The organism is Providencia sp. PROV130 (assembly GCF_028482225.1).
Lineage (GTDB): Bacteria > Pseudomonadota > Gammaproteobacteria > Enterobacterales > Enterobacteriaceae > Providencia > Providencia rettgeri.
Window position 1 is genome coordinate 23,266 of the sequence record NZ_JAMPQC010000022.1, and the last position, 17,803, is coordinate 41,068.

A 17,803-nucleotide genomic window follows, 5' to 3' on the forward strand; every position below is an offset into this window, starting at 1 on the left:
TAAAAACAATCAGCCGCATATTTTCTTTCAGGAAGCTTGCTCAACATTACTTATATTTTAAACATTTTTTAAATCCATTTTGCTTCGAAACTCTCTTTACTAAGAGCAAAATTTTGGATAGTTTGTTTTGCTGTTTTAGCAGGGGTCTTATTAGACATGGCAGAAAAAGCGATAACACAAAAACGTAACAGACGTGATGAGATTTTACAGGCTCTTGCGTTAATGTTAGAAAGTAGTGATGGCAGCCAACGTATTACAACAGCAAAACTTGCTGCTACGGTTGGTGTATCAGAAGCCGCGCTATATCGTCATTTTCCAAGTAAAATGAAAATGTTCGATAGCCTTATTGGGTTTATTGAAGACTCATTGGTTTCGCGCATTAATCTGATTTTAACTGATGAAAAAGATACGATAATTAGAATTAAACTAATACTTGCCCTAATACTTGGGTTTTCTGAGAAAAACCCTGGGCTAACGCGTATAATGACAGGCCATGCTCTAATGTTTGAGCAAGATAGGCTGCAAGATCGTATTAACCAATTATTTGAACGTATAGAATCACAATTACGGCAGGTGTTAAAAGAGAAAAAAATACGTGATGGCCATGGGTTTATTCATGATGAGTCATTACTTGCTTCTCAGTTACTAGCCTTTTGTGAAGGGATGCTCTCTCGTTTTGTGCGTTCTGAGTTTCGTTATCGGCCAACCGTCGAGTTTGAATCGCGCTGGCCTTTAATTCTAGCTCAGTTACAATAACCGATTATTTATACTACTCACCCCGCCCATCATTGGGCGAGGGCTTTTTTTTATTCAATTCCGTATTGTTCGCGATAAGCCTTCATAGCCGCTAAATGTTCCTGCATACCTTCCTTTTCAGCAAGATAGGTGATTAAATCGTTCATGGTAATAATTGAGTAAACTTTACAACCATAATCACGCTCAACCTCTTGTACTGCTGAAATTTCACCTTTCCCTTTTTCTTGGCGATCAAGGCATAGCAGAACACCATTCAACGTGGCTTGTTGTTGTTTAATAATTTCCATTGATTCACGAATTGCCGTCCCTGCGGTAATCACATCATCAACTACTACAACACGCCCTTGTAAAGGACTTCCTACTAACACGCCGCCTTCCCCATGGTCTTTAGCTTCTTTGCGGTTGAAGCAGTATGGCATATCGATGTCATGGTGCTCAGAAAGTGCTACCGCTGTCGTCGTTGCGATGGGGATCCCTTTATACGCTGGACCAAAAATGACATCACACTCAATTGCGCTATCTTGTAATGCTTGTGCATAAAAACGACCGACAAGTGCCAGATCACGCCCTGTATTAAATAACCCCGCATTAAAAAAGTAAGGGCTTTTACGACCTGATTTCAGCGTAAACTCACCAAATTTAAGTACCTGTTTTTTCATGGCAAGTTCAATAAAATCGCGCTGATAGGCTTTCATTGGTCATTCTCCTCGTTGATGATTATTTATCTATTCTCAAAGCTGGCACACTCGTTGATGAACCAGCAGGCATAAAAAAGGCGACTTTTCAGCCGCCTAATTAATGATTAACTTACTTCAGCGCTTCTCGCTGAGCTTCAAAAATGGTATTTAAACCTGTTTTAGCTAACGCCAATAAGGCTAATAACTCTTCATGACTAAACGGTTCGCCTTCTGCAGTGCCCTGCACTTCAATCATTCGGCCATCATCCATCATGACAACATTCATATCGGTTTCCGCTGCAGAATCTTCAATATACTCAAGGTCACATAGAGCCTCTTGGTTTACAATTCCAACCGAAACGGCAGCAACCATTGATTTTAGTGGGCTTTTTGCAATTTTACCTTGTTCAACCATGTTATTCAGCGCATCAACAAGTGCCACACAAGCACCAGAAATCGCGGCTGTACGTGTACCGCCATCCGCTTGAATAACATCACAGTCTAAAGTAATGGTGTATTCACCTAATTTTTTAAGGTCAACCGCTGCACGCAAAGAACGAGCAATTAACCGTTGGATTTCCATCGTACGGCCTGTTTGTTTTCCTCGTGCAGCTTCACGCTGATTACGTGAGTTTGTTGCGCGCGGTAACATGCCATACTCCGCTGTAACCCAACCTTGCCCCTGCCCTTTTAAAAAGCGAGGAACCCCTTCTTCAACAGTTGCATTACATAACACCTTCGTGTCGCCAAACTCAATAAGAACAGAGCCTTCTGCATGCTTAGTATAGTTGCGCGTGATGGTAATCGGGCGCATTTGGTCTGCTTGTCTATCTGCTGGGCGCATGGTGTTATCTCCATTATCAACTCAAATTGGGACGCATTATACGTTGTTCAAGCGATAATGCCTATCCTGTCATCCTGCATAGCGTTATAATCCCCTAAATCTTTACGATAATGGGAACGAATTATGATCCGTAGTATGACCGCTTTTGCCCGTCGGGATATCAAGGGTGAATGGGGGAATGCGGCCTGGGAGCTGCGTTCCGTGAACCAACGTTATTTAGAAACGTATATTCGCTTACCTGAGCAATTCAGAAGCCTTGAGCCCGTCATTCGCGAACGTCTGCGTTCTCGCCTAACACGTGGAAAGGTAGAATGTAGTCTACGCTTTGAGTTAGACGGTGCAAATCGTGGTGAATTAATCCTAAATGAACAATTAGCACGCCAATTAATCAGTGCTGCGAATTGGGTTAAAAATTACAGCCATGAAGGTGAAATAAACCCATTAGAAATTTTGCGTTGGCCGGGTGTGATGTCAGCAGGCGAACAAGATTTAGATATCATCAGCGAGCAATTACTGGCGGGCTTAGATGAAGCTATTGATGCTTTCATTCAAAGCCGTGAAGCTGAAGGTGCTTCATTGCATACACTCATCGAACAGCGCCTTGATGGCGTCTTAGTTGAAGTCGCAAAAGTACGTCAACATATGCCAGAAATTTTACAGTGGCAACGCGAACGCTTACAAAATAAGTTAGAAGAAGCTGATATTCAAGTGGATAACAACCGCCTGGAACAAGAACTTATTCTATTGGCTCAACGTGTTGATGTTGCAGAAGAACTGGATAGACTAGAAGCTCATGTTAAAGAAACGCGTAACATCTTGAAGAAAAAAGAGGCAACTGGTCGCCGCCTTGACTTTATGATGCAAGAATTCAACCGCGAAGCTAATACGCTAGCGTCAAAATCAATTAATAGCGAAGTTACAACCTCTGCAGTTGAACTCAAAGTATTAATCGAGCAAATGAGAGAACAAATTCAAAATATTGAATAATCACTCTTTGATGATTTTAATCCATAAAAAGCCAATCGACCTTAATTATCGTTTGGCTTTTTTTTTGGGGAGATATTCTCAATATTTACTCGAAATAGGTGCTAGTTGTCACGATTTTTGAAGCTATATTCCACAACAACCCTTCGACGATATTAAAAAATTTATACCGAAGCAGTATTAATTATTCTTTCTCAAATAATTAGTAACGTCGATTAAATCGTTTCCCATGAAATCATAACAACTTGATTTTTCATAATAAAATTTATTACCTATCTATTTTCCTAAAAATAAGATCTCGCTCATAAATCAATCAAATGTTTTGAGTTCAGTCACAGATAACAAAACAGATCTTTGACACCTCAATAACTGCTTATTAACATCCATCTTGTATACAAGTTGAATTCAATATAAATACAATAAGGTTGATTACCTCGACAAACCAATAAAAAGGTAACTCTATGTCACATAATGATTCTGTTGTAACACCAACAACGAAAGACTCACCAGGGCGTTTACGTTGGGGATTAGCAGCAATATTTTTTATTATCGGTTTGATTGCGTATATGGACCGCGCCAATATTTCCATTGTGGCCGAACATATGATGACCGATTTAGGAATGAGCAAAGTTCAATTTGGCTTTTTGGGGGCATTATTTTCTCTTGGCTATGCACTAGCCCAAATCCCAAGCGGTATACTTGCAGAACGGTTTGGTAGCAGACTGATCGCGACTATTAGCCTCTATATTTGGTCTGCATTTACCATCTTAACTGTCGTGGCTCCTACCTATATTTGGCTATGCATCGTACGCTTCCTATTCGGCGTTGGAGAAGCGCCGCTCTACCCTGCAAATGCCGTTTTTAATACATGGTGGTTTCGCCAAAACGAAAAGGCACGAGCCGCTAGCTTCCTACTTGCCGGTTCCTATTTTGGGCCTGTGATTGCCCCCACCCTTACCGTATTTATTATGATTTCATTCGGGTGGCATGCCGTTTTCTATATATTTGGTGTGATTGGCATTCTTATCGGCATGGTTTGGTATTTTTTTGCCAGAAATAAGCCTGAGCAACACCCTAAAATTTCTCAAAGTGAAATCGCATTCATCCATGAAGGCCGAACAATTAGTGAGCAAGGCGGTACTGATGTTAAAGCCCCTTGGCGCAAATTTATGAAAGAACGTCCTTTCTGGGCTGTTGGCTTCCAATATTTTTTTGTTGCCTATATGACCACTTTATTCATGATTTGGTTACCCACCTACTTACAAGAAGCTCGAGGCTTTTCATTAACCCAAATGGGCGTAGCCGCCAGTTTTCCTTGGTTAGCAATTTGTATCGCAGTACTCACTGCAGGCTCAATTTCTGATTGGTTACTCAACAAAGGGTACTCGCAGTTAGTCGCTAGGGGCTATATCGCGATTGCCGGTTTTATTCTATTTATCGTGGGGATTTGCGGCGCAGCTCAAACTGAAAGTGCCATTGCCAGTGTTGCATGGCTAACCCTTGCGCTCGGTTCTCTAGGATTACCAGTTGTGACCTCTTGGGCAATCGCAGCAGATAAAGGCCGCCAATATGCTGGCTCTGTCAGTGGATGGATGAACTTGTGGGGTAATCTCGGTGGTGTTATTTCCCCTATTTTATGTGGCTGGCTTGCACAGCATTTTGGTTGGACCGTCGCTTTACTTTTCAATGTGATACCTATCAGTTTAGCGATTGTTTGCTGGTTTTTCATTCAGCCTGATAAACCTTTAGCTGCTGCCGTTAACCCTGACTAATTTTTACCCAAAACACATTATATTCAATAAATAAAGGTGTCCCTATGTTTACATTAAATCCTCGAGTTGCCTGTTTTAGCCCAGAAGTTATCGAAAGTTGCCATGATGTTTGCCCGTCAACTATTGGACACATGACTGACTTCGGTTTTCTCAAAACATTACGCCCACAAATTGAACAATGCCAATTTATTGGTAATGCTGTAACTGTACGTATTCCACATATGGATTCATCTGCTGTACATAAGGTTTTCGACATCGTGCAAGAAGGCGATGTTGTCTGTATCGATATGTCTGGGGATTATGATCGTGCTTGTTGGGGCGAAATGGTTTCTTACATGGCACGGGCAAAGAAAATTGCTGGCGCAGTTATTGATGGTTGTGTCACTGATATCAAAGCATTACGTGAGATTGGTGTTCCTATTTATGCACGTAAAGTGAGCCCGTTGACGACGCGAATCTTAGGTATTGAAGGCGCAATTAATGTGCCAATTAGTATAGATGGCGTAACGATTCATCCCGGTAATTTAATCATCGCAGATGGTGATGGCATTTTAGTCGCCGATGAGGTTACCCTGCAAGAATATCGCCAACGAGCCCTTAATGCTCAGCATGCTGAAATTGATGTTAAAAAACGTATTGATGCTGGTGAAACATTAGCAGCGATTTCAGGTGCAGCTAAATATTTTGAATAAGGAGACTCCATGAAAATTGCAATTGCTCAGCTTGCCAGTAGCCCAGATAAAGCTCTAAATTTAAAAAAGGCCTGTGACGCCATACAAAAAGCCGCTCAAGGCGGTGCCGACCTCGTCCTATTGCCGGAAATGTTTATGGCATTCGTTCCTGCAGATAGCGGTATTAGCTATGCCGATGTCGCAGAGTCTGTTGATGGTCCTTTTGTCTCTGAGTTGGCAAAAACCGCTAAACAATGCGGTATTTATGTGACTTGTGGAATTTATGAAAGTGCCCCGAATGAGCCGAAAAGAGCATTCAACACAACAATTATGTTGAACCGCCAAGGTGAGCTTATCTATCATTACCAAAAAACACACCTGTACGATGCCTTCTCATATCAGGAATCCCTCAACATTATTCAAAGTAATAATGCGTTAAAACCTGTGGAAACTGAATTTGGCAAAATTGGCGTTTTAGTCTGTTATGAGTTGCGTTTCCCAGAAGTTGCTCGAAAACTAACCTTAGCTGGCGCAGACCTTATACTCGTTCCTACGGCATGGGTAAGTGGGCCGCTTAAAGAGGAGCATTACCAAACATTAGTTAAAGCACGCGCTTTGGAGAACACAATTCCTGTCTGTGCATGTGACCAAACTGGTAACATTTTTATTGGCCGCAGCCTTGTTTGTGATGCGCTTGGCGTAACCATTGCCTCTGCTGGCTACGATGAAACACTATTTTTTGCTGAAATATCAACGCAGCATACGGCAGAAACACGAGAAAAATTACCTTGCATGCAAAACCGGCGCCCTGAACTGTATTAGTCTAAAAAACTGGCAAGGATGCTGGTTTATTCAACAAGTTAAGTTCAATTACCCACCAAAATTTAACAGCGCCCTAAATAATATAAAACTAGTGCATTACTTGTATACCAGTCTATTCCTTTCTATACTCACTAAAATTTCTATTATTAACACAAAATCCTGATGAAAGATAAACCACTAAGCCAACAAGCCTATACCGCAATTAAGCATAAAATTCTCAGTAAGCAATTTGGAGAGGAAAGTTATACCTCTGAAAATAGCTTAGTTGAAGAACTCGGTATGAGCCGCACCCCAATTCGCGAAGCCTTATATCAATTGCAAAATGAAGGCTTAGTCAAAATTATCCCTCGAAAAGGTGTTTTTATTCAGAAACTATCGTTAAAAGAGACTCGAGATAATTATGATTTACGCTTAGCAATTGAGTCTCATGCAATTAAATTAGTGCGTGAATATTTAACTAATGAGCATTTTTCTATTTTAGAGGCCATTATTGAGCAGCAAAATGAATTATTGAAGGAAAATGACTATCAAGGTTGGATAAAAGAAGATGAACGATTCCACCGTTTCTTCTTAGAATTATTGGATAACTCAGTTTTCTTAGATTTAGCGGACAATATTCGCCAGCGAGTCTATTTTCAGCCCGACCCTATTTATCGCAATGAATATTATTATGAATCTACACGCCAACATCAGCAATTGGTTGAGCAACTCAAAGCAAAAGAATTTACCCTTGCGGAAGAAACGCTGACTGAGCATATTTTACGCGGTAAACGTAATTATGTTTAATGTTAAAACTAACAAAAAAGAGAAAACCAAATTTATGGTTTTCTCTTAAATTGAATATTATTTATAACGATTTATCTTAGCTAGATTTGGCTTCTTTCAATGCTGCGTCTTTATCATGGTGATAATGGAACGTAAATTGGAAGATTATTGCTAATACAACAGTATAAGAAGCAAAAACTAACCAAATCATTTGCCAATCTTTAATACCATCCACTGTGTAATAGTCGACAACCAATCCACTTAATATCGCTCCAAAATAGGCCCCAACACCGTTAACCATCGTCATGAATAAGCCTTGGGCACTCGCGCGCATACGTGTATCCACTTCTCTTTCAATAAAGATAGAGCCTGAAATATTAAAGAAATCAAATGCGCAGCCATAAACAATCATCGACATGATCAAGAACATCAAACCAATGGCTGATGGGTCGCCAAACGCAAAGAAACCAAAGCGTAGTGTCCAAGCGAACATACTTAATAACATGACCGTTTTAATGCCATAGCGTTTCAAGAAAAATGGAATTGCTAAGATAAAACACACTTCAGCCATCTGAGAGATCGATAATAATATCGATGGATACTGTACCACCAAACTATCTTGGTATAGCGGGTTCAGGCCGAAGTCATGCAAGAATGGATTACCAAACGTATTGGTAATTTGTAAAACGGCGCCAAGTAACATAGCGAATAAGAAAAATACCGTCATAATGGGCTTTTTGAATAACACCAAAGCATCTAAACCTAGCTTACTGATCCAGCTACTTGAAATCGCTTTTTTATTAACTTCAATTTTTGGCAAAGTTAGTGAATAAAGCGCTAAAAGCAATGAACAACCACCTGCAATATAAAGCTGCATACTACTTAGCTCAAATTTCAATAAGCTAATGCTCCACATTGCAACAATAAAGCCTACCGTACCAAACACACGAATAGGTGGGAAGTTACTCACTGAATCGAGCTGATATTGACTTAATGATGAATAACTAATGCTATTTGAGAGTGCAATTGTTGGCATAAAGGCCATTGCATTAATTAACATCACCCAGAACATGATAGTTGAACTTGTGACTGTTGCGGCATAAAACAATGCAGCAGCCCCAATCAAATGGCAAATCATATATAAACGATTTGCTGGAATATATTTATCTGCAATGATTCCGATAAGCCCAGGCATTAAAATGGCAGCAATACCCTTTGAGCTATACACCATACCGACTTCTGCACCTGAAAAACTCAATGTTTTCATCATGTACGAGCCGAGTGTAACTAACCAACTTCCCCAAACAAAATATTGCAGGAAAAGCATGATTTTCAAGCGGGATTTAATATTCATACAAGGCTCCGTTTGGAGTTATATTTATTTGTTTTTATTTTCAACTCAGCAATGGCAACACCCATAAGGATGACAGCAACACCAACAAACTGAATGAATTCAAGAGGTAAATGCAATACCGTTACGGATAATAAAATCGTGACAGGTAACTGCATTGAGCTAACAATGGTCGCTAAACTGGTACCAATCAGTGGAGTACCTTTGGCAAACATCCACATACCGAAGAAAGAACCAAAGAAAGCCAGAGGTAATCCATATGAGAAAAATAGAGATTGAAACGTTGATGCGCTCAATAAGAATGTTGGCGGAACAACAATTGATGTCAAAATTGCGCCCCCTGTTACCATAATTGCAGAACGCATCATAGGATCTGTTTTAACCGCTAATGCTCCACTGACATAAACACGAATAGCGTTCGATAATGCTGCACATAATCCTAATAGCACACCAAGCCAGTGAAACACGATCCCTGAGCTGTTTAACAAGCCTGTCGCTAATACTGTCCCAATTAATATCACCACAACTGACACCATGGTCATTACGGGAGGAATTTTGCGGTCAATAAATGCGTTAATTGCAACCCCCATCCATGTAAATTGCAAAAAGAGTACGACACCAAGTGCAGGGGATAAATATTGCAATGATGCATAATACAAAAGCCCGGTTAACCCGGTTGTCGTCCCAGTGAGTAACATTAATAGGCCTTGCCGGCGTGTTGGCCATACTAGACGTACTTTTTTAACTAATGCGCCTGCGACAACAAAAAACCACAGTAAAATCGCACCTAATACCGTTTGGCTACCGATAACATCATTCAAGGAATACCCTGCGCGGTAGGCCAACACGACGAGTGTTGAAAGGATGCCATAACTACAAGCGCCTAAAGAAACTAAAATTAGACCTTTAAATTTCATTTCAATATTCACCTTATTTAGCGTCATGGCCATCTTTATATTATTTTGATAAAAAGAATCTAAAAAACTAGAAGCGCTCAATCACACCTGTTACTAATTTCAAGAAGGTCGCTTTAACTTTCTCTGCTGTTTCAATAACTTCATCATGGCTAAGAGGCTGTTCTAAAATACCGCAAGCCATATTAGTTAAGCAGGAAATGCCTACTGTTTTAATTTGTGAATGGTGAGCAACCAGAGCTTCTGGTACGGTAGACATACCAACAGCATCTGCGCCTAAGGTTCTGATCATACGAATTTCGGCAGGAGTTTCGTAAGTTGGGCCTGTCCACCATGCATAAACACCTTCACGGACAGAAATACCTTGTTCAGCCGCTACATCCTTGATTGTTTGGCGTAATTCTTTGTTATACACCTCACTGACATCCAAGAAACGCACCCCTAATTCAGGGTTATTTGGCCCCATCAGTGGGTTATTTGCAGTTAAATTAATATGATCGGTAATAATCATCAGATCACCTGGGTTGAAGTCGGTATTTACCGCACCGCAGGCATTGGTGATAATCAATTTTTCGACACCCAACGCTTTCATCAAACGTACAGGGAAAGTGACCTGGTCAAGGGTAAAGCCTTCGTAGTAGTGGAAACGGCCTTTCATGGCAACCACATTTTTACCTGCGATGGTACCGATCACCAATTCATTGGCATGCCCTACTGCTTCAGATTTGGCAAAGTGTGGAATTTCACTATAAGGAATATGCACTGCATTTTCTAATGTATCCGCGAATGGGCCGAGTCCTGAACCCAGAATAATACCCACTGTTGGTTTAATATCTGTACGAGAGTGAATAAAACTCAAGCTTTCTAGAATATCTTTTGTATGATGCATGGTTGTCTCCAAATTGACATCGACTAAAAATTGTTAAAATCGATCATAAAGCAATTTAGAAACAGAACAGCGATCTTAATCTCATTTTAATAAAAAGTATTTCGATATGATGTGTCACATGAAGCAGAATCTTATGCGTATATTTGCTAGTCTTTATCGATAGAGTCGGAATGAAAAGGAGCGAGGCGCTTGTTACATACACTATTAAATGAATTTCGCACCTCAAAAAATTCAAAAACACAAAAACTCAAAACTCTTTACCGGTTAATTTTAAACCACGGCCCCATTAGGGCAGAGACGTTGACATCACTCGCTAGCATGAAGCCAGCAACCTGTGCTCGGTTACTCGACGAATTGGGGAAAAATCACTTAATTTCGACTTCTGAGCTCGGAGAGTCGACCGGTGGACGTAAACCAATCCTCTATAATATTAATGCCGCAGATGGTTATCTTGTTGGCATTGAAATGAGTGATATATATTCAACGATTGTTTTGCAAAACCTAAAATTGGACATTTTAGGTATGGTAAAAGTGAAATATGAGCATCTAGAAACCGCAGAAAATATGATAGTTCATCTGCTCAACAAATTAGATATTTTATTAGCTGAACATGGACTTAGCGTAGAAAGCTTGTTGGGTATCGGCATCGCCATCGACCATATTTTAGAACGTGATAAACTGCCATATCATCAATACCACGCAAGAATAAAAGAACTTCACGACTACATTTCCAGTAAAGTTCCTTGCTTTGTGTTACTCGGAAGTGGGATTAGTTTTGCGGCTTTTGCTGAGTATCGTTTGCGCTATACTTCTGATAGTCAACGATTTTTATTCACAACTTGTGATACTGATATTCGCAGTTGCACCATCATCAATAACCAATACGCTCCGGCCCCCATTAGTACAGCTCAAGCCTTTGGCCATACAACGATTGATATTAATGGCCAGCGCTGTGAATGTGGGTCATTTGGCTGTTTAAAGCAATATAGTTCACTGTCTGCGATTAAATCACGAGTGATCCAGCAACTCAGGCTGGGTAAAAATTCAATAATCAATGAGTTAGTTAATAATGAGTCTGAAATTAGCTACCATACTATTTTCCAAGCTCTCACATTGGACGATGCCCTGTGCCTCGAAGCGCTGAGTGAAGCGGCCTATTATTATGGTATCGCCATCGCTAATGCTATTTTAACGACTCAAGCCGATGTGGTGGTGTGCGGTGGCACCCTAACACCTAAAAATCACTTTTTTGAGATGACCAAAAAGTCGATTGAAGAAAAACTCGCTATTTTTCCTCATATTAAGACACGCATTTATCCCGCCAATGATTCATATGAAATTGTTGCTCAGGGTGCTGGTGGAATGGTAATGGAGAAGTACCTTGCTGATTAAGCGGTTCTTTCATTAAAACAGATAGAGTGTAGAATAAATCAACAAACCTATACTCTATCACTATTAATGAGGGGATCATGTTAGAATTTGAACACATCAGTAACACGACAAAATCACTGGTACTACAGCAACTTAATTCTCAATCCCCTCTTGTTCATTGCATGACAAACGATGTTGTTCAGACCTTCACTGCCAATGTCTTATTAGCACTCGGCTGCTCCCCTGCCATGGTGATTGAACCCGAAGAAGCGGAGCAGTTTGCCGCTATCGCACATGGCTTACTCATTAATGTGGGCACATTAACAACAGAGCGTCGATATGCGATGAAATGTGCGGTTAACAGTGCCAATCAAGCACAAAAACCTTGGGTACTTGACCCTGTCGCTGCAGGTGCGCTCAGCTTTCGTACACATTTTTGCCATGAATTGTTGACACTCAAGCCTGCCGCTATTCGCGGTAATGCCTCTGAAATTATGGCGTTAGCAGGAAGCAGTGCAGGTGGCAGAGGCGTTGATTCCCTTAACTCCACTGATGATGCACTCCCCGCAGCACAATTATTAGCGAGACAAACTAAGACTATTGTTGCGATAAGCGGTGAAGTGGATTACATCACCGATGGAACACGCTCCTTTGCGGTGATTGGCGGCCATATTTTAATGACTCGGGTGGTCGGTACGGGATGCGCTCTTTCTGCGGTGGTTGCTGCCTGTTGTGCTCTACCTGGTGACAGGCTGCAAAATGTTGCCGCTGCTTGCGCTATCATGAAGCAAGCCGGAGAAACCGCAACCCAGCGCTGCCATGGGACAGGCAGTTTTATCCCTGAATTTTTAGATGCGCTTTATCAATAGCTTTGTTGTCATTGATAACTTTATTGTAATGAAAACTTGGCATAGCGCACTAAAGCCGAGTTTTTTTTCCTCTTATTTTTCTTGACCAATGGCGAAAGTTATCTCTAAAACGAATAAAACGATAAGCAAAATTTTTGCTATCAGGCTCGATATCATAAAAACGCTGTAATGCAATTAAATCATTCGCTTTGCAAATAGCAAAATTACCATAGTCTGATAAATCAATAACCTTTAGCCCCTCATTGGTGACAACAAAGTTCCCTGCATGGATATCATTAGAAGATAAACCATAGTTATGTAATTGGTTAATGACAGACTTCATTTCTGCATAGTAAGGCGTAATATCATCCAGTTCAGATAAAACCGTTCCTTCCACATATTCCGCAATAATCCATGTTTCTACTGACTCACGACCGACCATTTTTTCAGCAACGAAATAGATGTCATTGGTTACCATACAACCTTTATTTTGAGCAGAGACTAATCGCATTAATAACTGAGAGTAAAAAGGGCCTGAAACAATGCGCATTAACCGTTTTTCAATGCGCTTATCACGTTCTTTCTCACATTTAATAATATAGTTTTGCCCATTTATATGAATACGAGCAACACTTCTATCAATATTTCCGCTGCTTAAATTCTTACCCGTGACATTCCCATCAATATAATCTTTAACAATTTGCCAAAAATCTATCTCACCTTCTTTTTGAAAGGTGATAAAACCGTCTCTTTGTTTTTTTATGATATTCTGCATAACAAAATAGCCAATTTTTAATCAATTGACGGATGCTAGCAAATGGCAAACGACATTTCTTAGCGATTGTTGCAAAATGGCGTCTAAAAATAGGTAAGTTGTGCGATATACCACAAAATTGGTAAGGTTTTAGAAAAGCTGTACAGCTCTATCTATGAGAGCAAGTCACCATAGTGCCAACTTACTCTCATAAAAACCGCTTAGTCGTTACCGAATAAATCGCGGGTATAGACTTTCTCTGCCACATCTTCCAGCTCAGGCACCATCCGGTTGGCTAAAATAATGTCGCTTTCTGCTTTGAAAGTCTCTAAGTCACGAATAACTTTAGAGCGGAAGAACTCTTCTTCTTTTAAGACTGGCTCATACACCACCACTTCGATACCTTTCGCTTTGATACGCTTCATCACACCCTGTACCGCAGAGGCACGGAAATTATCAGAGCCCGCTTTCATGACTAAGCGATAAACACCGACTTTACGTGGTGCTTTAGCAATAATCGCATCGGAAATAAAGTCTTTGCGGGTACGGTTTGATTCCACAATGGCGTTAATCAAGTTATTTGGCACGTCATCGTAGTTAGCTAACAGTTGTTTGGTATCTTTTGGTAAACAATAACCACCGTAACCGAATGAAGGGTTGTTATAATGGCTGCCAATACGTGGGTCTAAAGATACCCCTTCAATAATTTGGCGTGCATTTAAACCACGGCTTTCTGCATAGGTGTCGAGCTCATTAAAGTATGCCACACGCATCGCTAAATAGGTGTTGGCAAACAGCTTAATGGCTTCGGCTTCGGTGCCATCCGTAAATAATACGGGAACGTCTTTTTTAATCGCACCTTCAAGTAGTAAATCCGCAAAAATTTTCGCGCGCTCTGAACGCTCTCCCACCACGATACGGGACGGGTGCAAATTATCCCACAAAGCGCGGCCTTCACGTAAAAATTCAGGAGAGAAAATCACGTTGGTATAACCAAATTCTTCACGTAAACGCGCGGTAAAGCCCACCGGAATAGTGGATTTCACGATGATAGTCGCTTCAGGGTTAATGCCATTCACGTCATGAATAACAGATTCAACTGACTGGGTGTTAAAATAATTGGTTTTGGGGTCATAGTCAGTTGGTGTCGCCACAATCACGTACTGAGCCCCTGTGTAGGCTTCTGTTTTATCTTCTGTAGCACGAAAATTGAGGGTCTTTTCCGTTAAAAACTGCTCAATTTCTGCATCAACAATCGGTGATTGATGGTTGTTTAACATCGCCACTTTTTCAGGGATGATGTCCACGGCGACCACTTCGTGGTGTTGTGACAGCAACATGGCGTTAGATAGGCCGACGTAGCCGGTTCCTGCGATTGCTATTTTCAAACTTGCCTCTCAAATCCTGCTAAGGATGTTACAGCTTATTGATATTATTGGTGGTAATAAGAACGATACCAATCCACAAATGCTTGAACACCCTGCTCAATAGAAACTTGTGGGCGATAACCTGTTACATTAAACAAGTCTTCTGTATCCGCCCAAGTGGTGTACACATCACCCGCTTGCATGGGTAAAAAGTTTTTAATCGCTTCTTTACCCAGTGCTTTTTCCAGTGCAGAAATAAATTCAATCAACTTAACGGGCTGCCCATTACCAATATTATAGATTCGATATGGCGCGCTGCTTTCTGCTGGTGATGCCGAAGAGTTATTCGGGTTTGCTTGTGGAATTATATCTGAAATACGGATCACACCTTCGACAATATCATCAACAAAAGTGAAATCACGGCTGAGATTGCCGTTATTATAGACATCGATAGGCTCGCCCGCCAAAATAGCTTTCGTAAATTTGAATAAAGCCATGTCTGGGCGCCCCCATGGGCCGTAAACCGTAAAGAAGCGCAATCCAGTCGTTGGAAGCTGGTATAAATGTGAATATGAGTGTGCCATTAATTCATTGGCTTTCTTTGTTGCCGCATACAGTGAAATAGGGTGATCGGTTGCCATGTCTGTGGTAAATGGCGTCTTATCGGTTACGCCGTACACCGAACTTGAAGAGGCATAGACCAAATGCTTCACTTTTGCCTGGCGGCAGCCTTCCAAAATAGCGAGGTGGCCAGTCAAATTGCTATCTGCGTAAGCAAATGGGTTTTCCAACGAGTAACGAACGCCCGCTTGTGCCGCTAGGTGAACGACTCGGTCAAATTGTTCTTGGGTACACAATACCCGAACGGTTTCACGGTCAGTGAGGTCAAGATGAATAAAGCGAAATAAAGGGAACTGCTCCAATAAATGTAAACGGGATTGTTTAAGCCCCTGATCATAATACGCATTTAAGTTATCAATTCCGACAACTTCATGCCCATTCTCTAATAAACGCTGGCAAAGCGTAAAACCAATAAAACCCGCACTTCCCGTAACCAAATATTTCATATTGATTGTCTTCTAGCGTTAAACCATTCTAAAGCTCTAAATGAGCACCTAAGTCACAGAAAAATTAACTAGAATTAAGACAAAAAAAATAACAAATGGTTTTATTATGAAAACCAGAAAGCGTAAAAAATAATAAATTTTAAGAAAATATTAATATTTTAGGTGGGGAATCATAAAAAGAAGGTATCAGCCGTAAATATCTACGGCTGATAATCACATACTAATGAATATCGCCTTTATTGGCATTGGCTGCATCTAAAATTTTATAAACATAGTTACGGTAGCTATCCAGTAACTTCTGGTCTTCACAATCATTCAGCTTGCCATCACATAAGTGACGCATCTTGATGTTGGCCTCATAAAATGGAGAAATTTTTAAATTTGCCCTTTCCAATAAGATACCGCCTAAGAAGGAAATATCAGTTAACTGGCCCGTTTTTATCACCGCGCCTGACTTCAAATTATCCCGTAAGGTAAATTGTGTTAAATAAGCGGGGGATGAAAATGAAGAATCATACTGATTTAAACTAATGCCTGGTTGATGGTCACCAAAATATAAAAACATCAACGGACGCTCACGTTTTTCAATAAAGTCTGCAAAATCACGTATTGATGCATCTGAAGTGACGATTTTGTCCATGTAATGGCTAAATTCACCTGCAGCATCTGGATTTTTAATTTTATCTTTTATGCCATAGTCATCACTATGACTCTCTTTATAGGGGCCATGTTCATACATGGTAAGAGAGAAAATAAATACAGGTTTATCTGTTTCTTGAGCTAAGATTTCTTTTACGTATTTCAGCATATCATCGGTGCTGATCGTCCATAAGTTATCTTGTAATTTTCCTGGGTAGCCAAGTTCTTGTGGTTGAATAATTCTATCAACCCCAAGCGTTTCATAGGCATGGCCGGAATGGTATGCACCTTTATTAAAGGGGGTAAGTACCACGGTATAATAACCGTTGGCCTTCATTTCTTTGAATAAGCTATTTTTAAGGTGGTCAACGATAAAATAAAATACACCGCTTTTTTGTGCACCAAAATCATCGCTATTTAAGCCAGTTAGGGCGGAGAATTCAGATAACCAAGTTCCCCCACCAAAAGTTTGCACCCGCATCTGACTATGCGCACTTACGCCATTATCTTGCTGGAACATAAATAAATCGGGAAGCTTGGTTCCTTCAGGTAAATCATAAATATGTGGGTCAACCGTAGATTCTTGTAGTAATAAAACGATGTCTGGTTTTTCTGATACCGCATTATTTTCTAGGGAGATAGAGGCCGCTTTTTCCACAAAGTAATCGGCTGAACCGGCAAATTCAGGGGATTGATAACTCGCATTTTGTGCTGACATAATAATATTGGTCACTGTCCCTCGGCCTTTTGGCAACGTCTGGGACCATCTGTCATAATAATGTGAGCTTGTGAAGTTAATACCAAAGTAACCTGCAACAATAAGAACGACACCAATGACGCGAGTCATCTTTGATTTGCTTGGTTTGATCAACCGCCAGCTAATAACCCCATTAATGACTAATAAAATAAGGAACCCAACCAATGCGACGCCCGCTAACCAGTAATGGCCCAAGGTGCCCATATTGGAAGTGTCCGTCATGATATTGATATCACTAAAGAAGAGTTGTTCTTTGTAATAATGAACTTTTAACTGGTTCAGGAATTTAATGATGATAAATAATGTACTGGTAATAATCGCAGAAAATAACCAGCGGGCTGTTAGCACCATTAAAATACCGAATAAAACGGCATATACACTGACCGATATGAGTGCAGGATAAATTACACTACCTTTTTCAAAGACTAAGAAAAGGGAGCCAATAAAGATCAATGCCAGATAAAAGCCTGCAAATAACTTTTTCTTCATTAGTTTTACCACAAGTTTAATATTGGAGGTTGCTATGAGGCACTACTATAACGGATTAAAACACTC

The 17,803-nt window shown here is 40.5% G+C and carries 17 protein-coding genes; 8 read left to right on the forward strand and 9 right to left on the reverse strand.

What is annotated here, in order from left to right; genetic code table 11:
* The first annotated feature begins 156 nt into the window (after positions 1-156).
* Complete coding sequence (gene slmA, locus PSF28_RS15235; protein ID WP_004906897.1) at positions 157-756, forward strand: nucleoid occlusion factor SlmA; 600 nt, start codon at positions 157-159, stop codon at positions 754-756.
* A gap of 50 nt (positions 757-806) precedes the next feature.
* Here slmA and pyrE read toward each other — a convergent pair whose 3' ends face one another.
* Together pyrE and rph are read right to left on the reverse strand one after the other, a co-directional pair.
* Positions 807-1,451 carry an orotate phosphoribosyltransferase gene (gene pyrE, locus PSF28_RS15240; RefSeq protein WP_102140560.1) on the reverse strand — a complete coding sequence of 215 codons (645 nt, stop codon included), beginning with the start codon at positions 1,449-1,451 and terminating at the stop codon, positions 807-809.
* A 112-nt stretch (positions 1,452-1,563) separates the two neighbouring features.
* The gene (gene rph, locus PSF28_RS15245) at positions 1,564-2,277 is read right to left on the reverse strand and encodes a ribonuclease PH (protein WP_102140561.1); all 714 of its coding nucleotides are present in this window, start codon (positions 2,275-2,277) and stop codon (positions 1,564-1,566) included.
* Positions 2,278-2,400: 123 nt separating this feature from the next.
* Between rph and PSF28_RS15250 the strand changes: the two genes are divergently transcribed.
* From PSF28_RS15250 to PSF28_RS15270, 5 genes are all read left to right on the forward strand, one after another.
* Positions 2,401-3,264 (forward strand): YicC/YloC family endoribonuclease, encoded by an 864-nt coding sequence (locus PSF28_RS15250; RefSeq protein WP_102140562.1) that lies wholly within the window; start codon positions 2,401-2,403, stop codon positions 3,262-3,264.
* 458 nt (positions 3,265-3,722) lie between these two features.
* Positions 3,723-5,033 (forward strand): MFS transporter, encoded by a 1,311-nt coding sequence (locus PSF28_RS15255; protein ID WP_117162976.1) that lies wholly within the window; start codon positions 3,723-3,725, stop codon positions 5,031-5,033.
* Positions 5,034-5,077: 44 nt separating this feature from the next.
* Complete coding sequence (locus PSF28_RS15260) at positions 5,078-5,725, forward strand: RraA family protein (RefSeq protein WP_272685298.1); 648 nt, start codon at positions 5,078-5,080, stop codon at positions 5,723-5,725.
* 9 nt (positions 5,726-5,734) lie between these two features.
* Positions 5,735-6,526 (forward strand): carbon-nitrogen hydrolase family protein, encoded by a 792-nt coding sequence (locus PSF28_RS15265; protein WP_210836466.1) that lies wholly within the window; start codon positions 5,735-5,737, stop codon positions 6,524-6,526.
* 162 nt (positions 6,527-6,688) lie between these two features.
* Positions 6,689-7,312, forward strand: a complete 624-nt coding sequence (locus PSF28_RS15270) for a GntR family transcriptional regulator (RefSeq protein ID WP_004906871.1) — start codon at positions 6,689-6,691, stop codon at positions 7,310-7,312.
* Between the two features lie 76 nt (positions 7,313-7,388).
* Here the strand turns inward: PSF28_RS15270 and PSF28_RS15275 are convergent, their stop codons facing one another.
* The 3 genes from PSF28_RS15275 to PSF28_RS15285 form a co-directional block, all read right to left on the reverse strand.
* Entirely contained in the window at positions 7,389-8,645 is a 1,257-nt protein-coding gene (locus PSF28_RS15275; protein ID WP_210836468.1) for a nucleoside permease, read from the reverse strand.
* Positions 8,642-9,559 carry a DMT family transporter gene (locus PSF28_RS15280; protein ID WP_210836469.1) on the reverse strand — a complete coding sequence of 306 codons (918 nt, stop codon included), beginning with the start codon at positions 9,557-9,559 and terminating at the stop codon, positions 8,642-8,644. The genes PSF28_RS15275 and PSF28_RS15280 overlap by 4 nt, the downstream gene beginning before the upstream one ends.
* 67 nt (positions 9,560-9,626) lie before the next feature.
* Positions 9,627-10,445 (reverse strand): purine-nucleoside phosphorylase, encoded by an 819-nt coding sequence (locus tag PSF28_RS15285; RefSeq protein WP_272685299.1) that lies wholly within the window; start codon positions 10,443-10,445, stop codon positions 9,627-9,629.
* A gap of 318 nt (positions 10,446-10,763) precedes the next feature.
* Between PSF28_RS15285 and PSF28_RS15290 the strand changes: the two genes are divergently transcribed.
* Positions 10,764-11,837, forward strand: a complete 1,074-nt coding sequence (locus tag PSF28_RS15290) for an ROK family protein (protein WP_272685319.1) — start codon at positions 10,764-10,766, stop codon at positions 11,835-11,837.
* A 77-nt stretch (positions 11,838-11,914) separates the two neighbouring features.
* Positions 11,915-12,685, forward strand: a complete 771-nt coding sequence (thiM, locus tag PSF28_RS15295) for a hydroxyethylthiazole kinase (protein ID WP_272685300.1) — start codon at positions 11,915-11,917, stop codon at positions 12,683-12,685.
* Positions 12,686-12,734: 49 nt separating this feature from the next.
* Here the strand turns inward: thiM and PSF28_RS15300 are convergent, their stop codons facing one another.
* From PSF28_RS15300 to PSF28_RS15315, 4 genes are all read right to left on the reverse strand, one after another.
* Positions 12,735-13,439, reverse strand: coding sequence for a lipopolysaccharide core heptose(II) kinase RfaY (locus PSF28_RS15300; protein WP_210836477.1), 705 nt, complete (start codon positions 13,437-13,439; stop codon positions 12,735-12,737).
* A 200-nt stretch (positions 13,440-13,639) separates the two neighbouring features.
* Positions 13,640-14,806, reverse strand: coding sequence for a nucleotide sugar dehydrogenase (locus PSF28_RS15305; protein ID WP_210836479.1), 1,167 nt, complete (start codon positions 14,804-14,806; stop codon positions 13,640-13,642).
* A 44-nt stretch (positions 14,807-14,850) separates the two neighbouring features.
* Entirely contained in the window at positions 14,851-15,852 is a 1,002-nt protein-coding gene (locus tag PSF28_RS15310) for an NAD-dependent epimerase (RefSeq protein ID WP_210836480.1), read from the reverse strand.
* Positions 15,853-16,072: 220 nt separating this feature from the next.
* Positions 16,073-17,737 carry an LTA synthase family protein gene (locus PSF28_RS15315; RefSeq protein WP_210836483.1) on the reverse strand — a complete coding sequence of 555 codons (1,665 nt, stop codon included), beginning with the start codon at positions 17,735-17,737 and terminating at the stop codon, positions 16,073-16,075.
* Positions 17,738-17,803 lie beyond the last annotated feature (66 nt).

What these genes read in the sequence shown, in the direction of transcription:
- slmA (WP_004906897.1), top strand. Translation starts at nt 157, where the DNA reads ATGGCAGAAAAAGCGATAACACAAAAACGTAACAGACGTGATGAGATT.
- pyrE (WP_102140560.1), bottom strand. Translation starts at nt 1,451, where the DNA reads ATGAAAGCCTATCAGCGCGATTTTATTGAACTTGCCATGAAAAAACAG.
- rph (WP_102140561.1), bottom strand. Translation starts at nt 2,277, where the DNA reads ATGCGCCCAGCAGATAGACAAGCAGACCAAATGCGCCCGATTACCATC.
- PSF28_RS15250 (WP_102140562.1), top strand. Translation starts at nt 2,401, where the DNA reads ATGATCCGTAGTATGACCGCTTTTGCCCGTCGGGATATCAAGGGTGAA.
- PSF28_RS15255 (WP_117162976.1), top strand. Translation starts at nt 3,723, where the DNA reads ATGTCACATAATGATTCTGTTGTAACACCAACAACGAAAGACTCACCA.
- PSF28_RS15260 (WP_272685298.1), top strand. Translation starts at nt 5,078, where the DNA reads ATGTTTACATTAAATCCTCGAGTTGCCTGTTTTAGCCCAGAAGTTATC.
- PSF28_RS15265 (WP_210836466.1), top strand. Translation starts at nt 5,735, where the DNA reads ATGAAAATTGCAATTGCTCAGCTTGCCAGTAGCCCAGATAAAGCTCTA.
- PSF28_RS15270 (WP_004906871.1), top strand. Translation starts at nt 6,689, where the DNA reads ATGAAAGATAAACCACTAAGCCAACAAGCCTATACCGCAATTAAGCAT.
- PSF28_RS15275 (WP_210836468.1), bottom strand. Translation starts at nt 8,645, where the DNA reads ATGAATATTAAATCCCGCTTGAAAATCATGCTTTTCCTGCAATATTTT.
- PSF28_RS15280 (WP_210836469.1), bottom strand. Translation starts at nt 9,559, where the DNA reads ATGAAATTTAAAGGTCTAATTTTAGTTTCTTTAGGCGCTTGTAGTTAT.
- PSF28_RS15285 (WP_272685299.1), bottom strand. Translation starts at nt 10,445, where the DNA reads ATGCATCATACAAAAGATATTCTAGAAAGCTTGAGTTTTATTCACTCT.
- PSF28_RS15290 (WP_272685319.1), top strand. Translation starts at nt 10,764, where the DNA reads ATGAAGCCAGCAACCTGTGCTCGGTTACTCGACGAATTGGGGAAAAAT.
- thiM (WP_272685300.1), top strand. Translation starts at nt 11,915, where the DNA reads ATGTTAGAATTTGAACACATCAGTAACACGACAAAATCACTGGTACTA.
- PSF28_RS15300 (WP_210836477.1), bottom strand. Translation starts at nt 13,439, where the DNA reads ATGCAGAATATCATAAAAAAACAAAGAGACGGTTTTATCACCTTTCAA.
- PSF28_RS15310 (WP_210836480.1), bottom strand. Translation starts at nt 15,852, where the DNA reads ATGAAATATTTGGTTACGGGAAGTGCGGGTTTTATTGGTTTTACGCTT.
- PSF28_RS15315 (WP_210836483.1), bottom strand. Translation starts at nt 17,737, where the DNA reads ATGAAGAAAAAGTTATTTGCAGGCTTTTATCTGGCATTGATCTTTATT.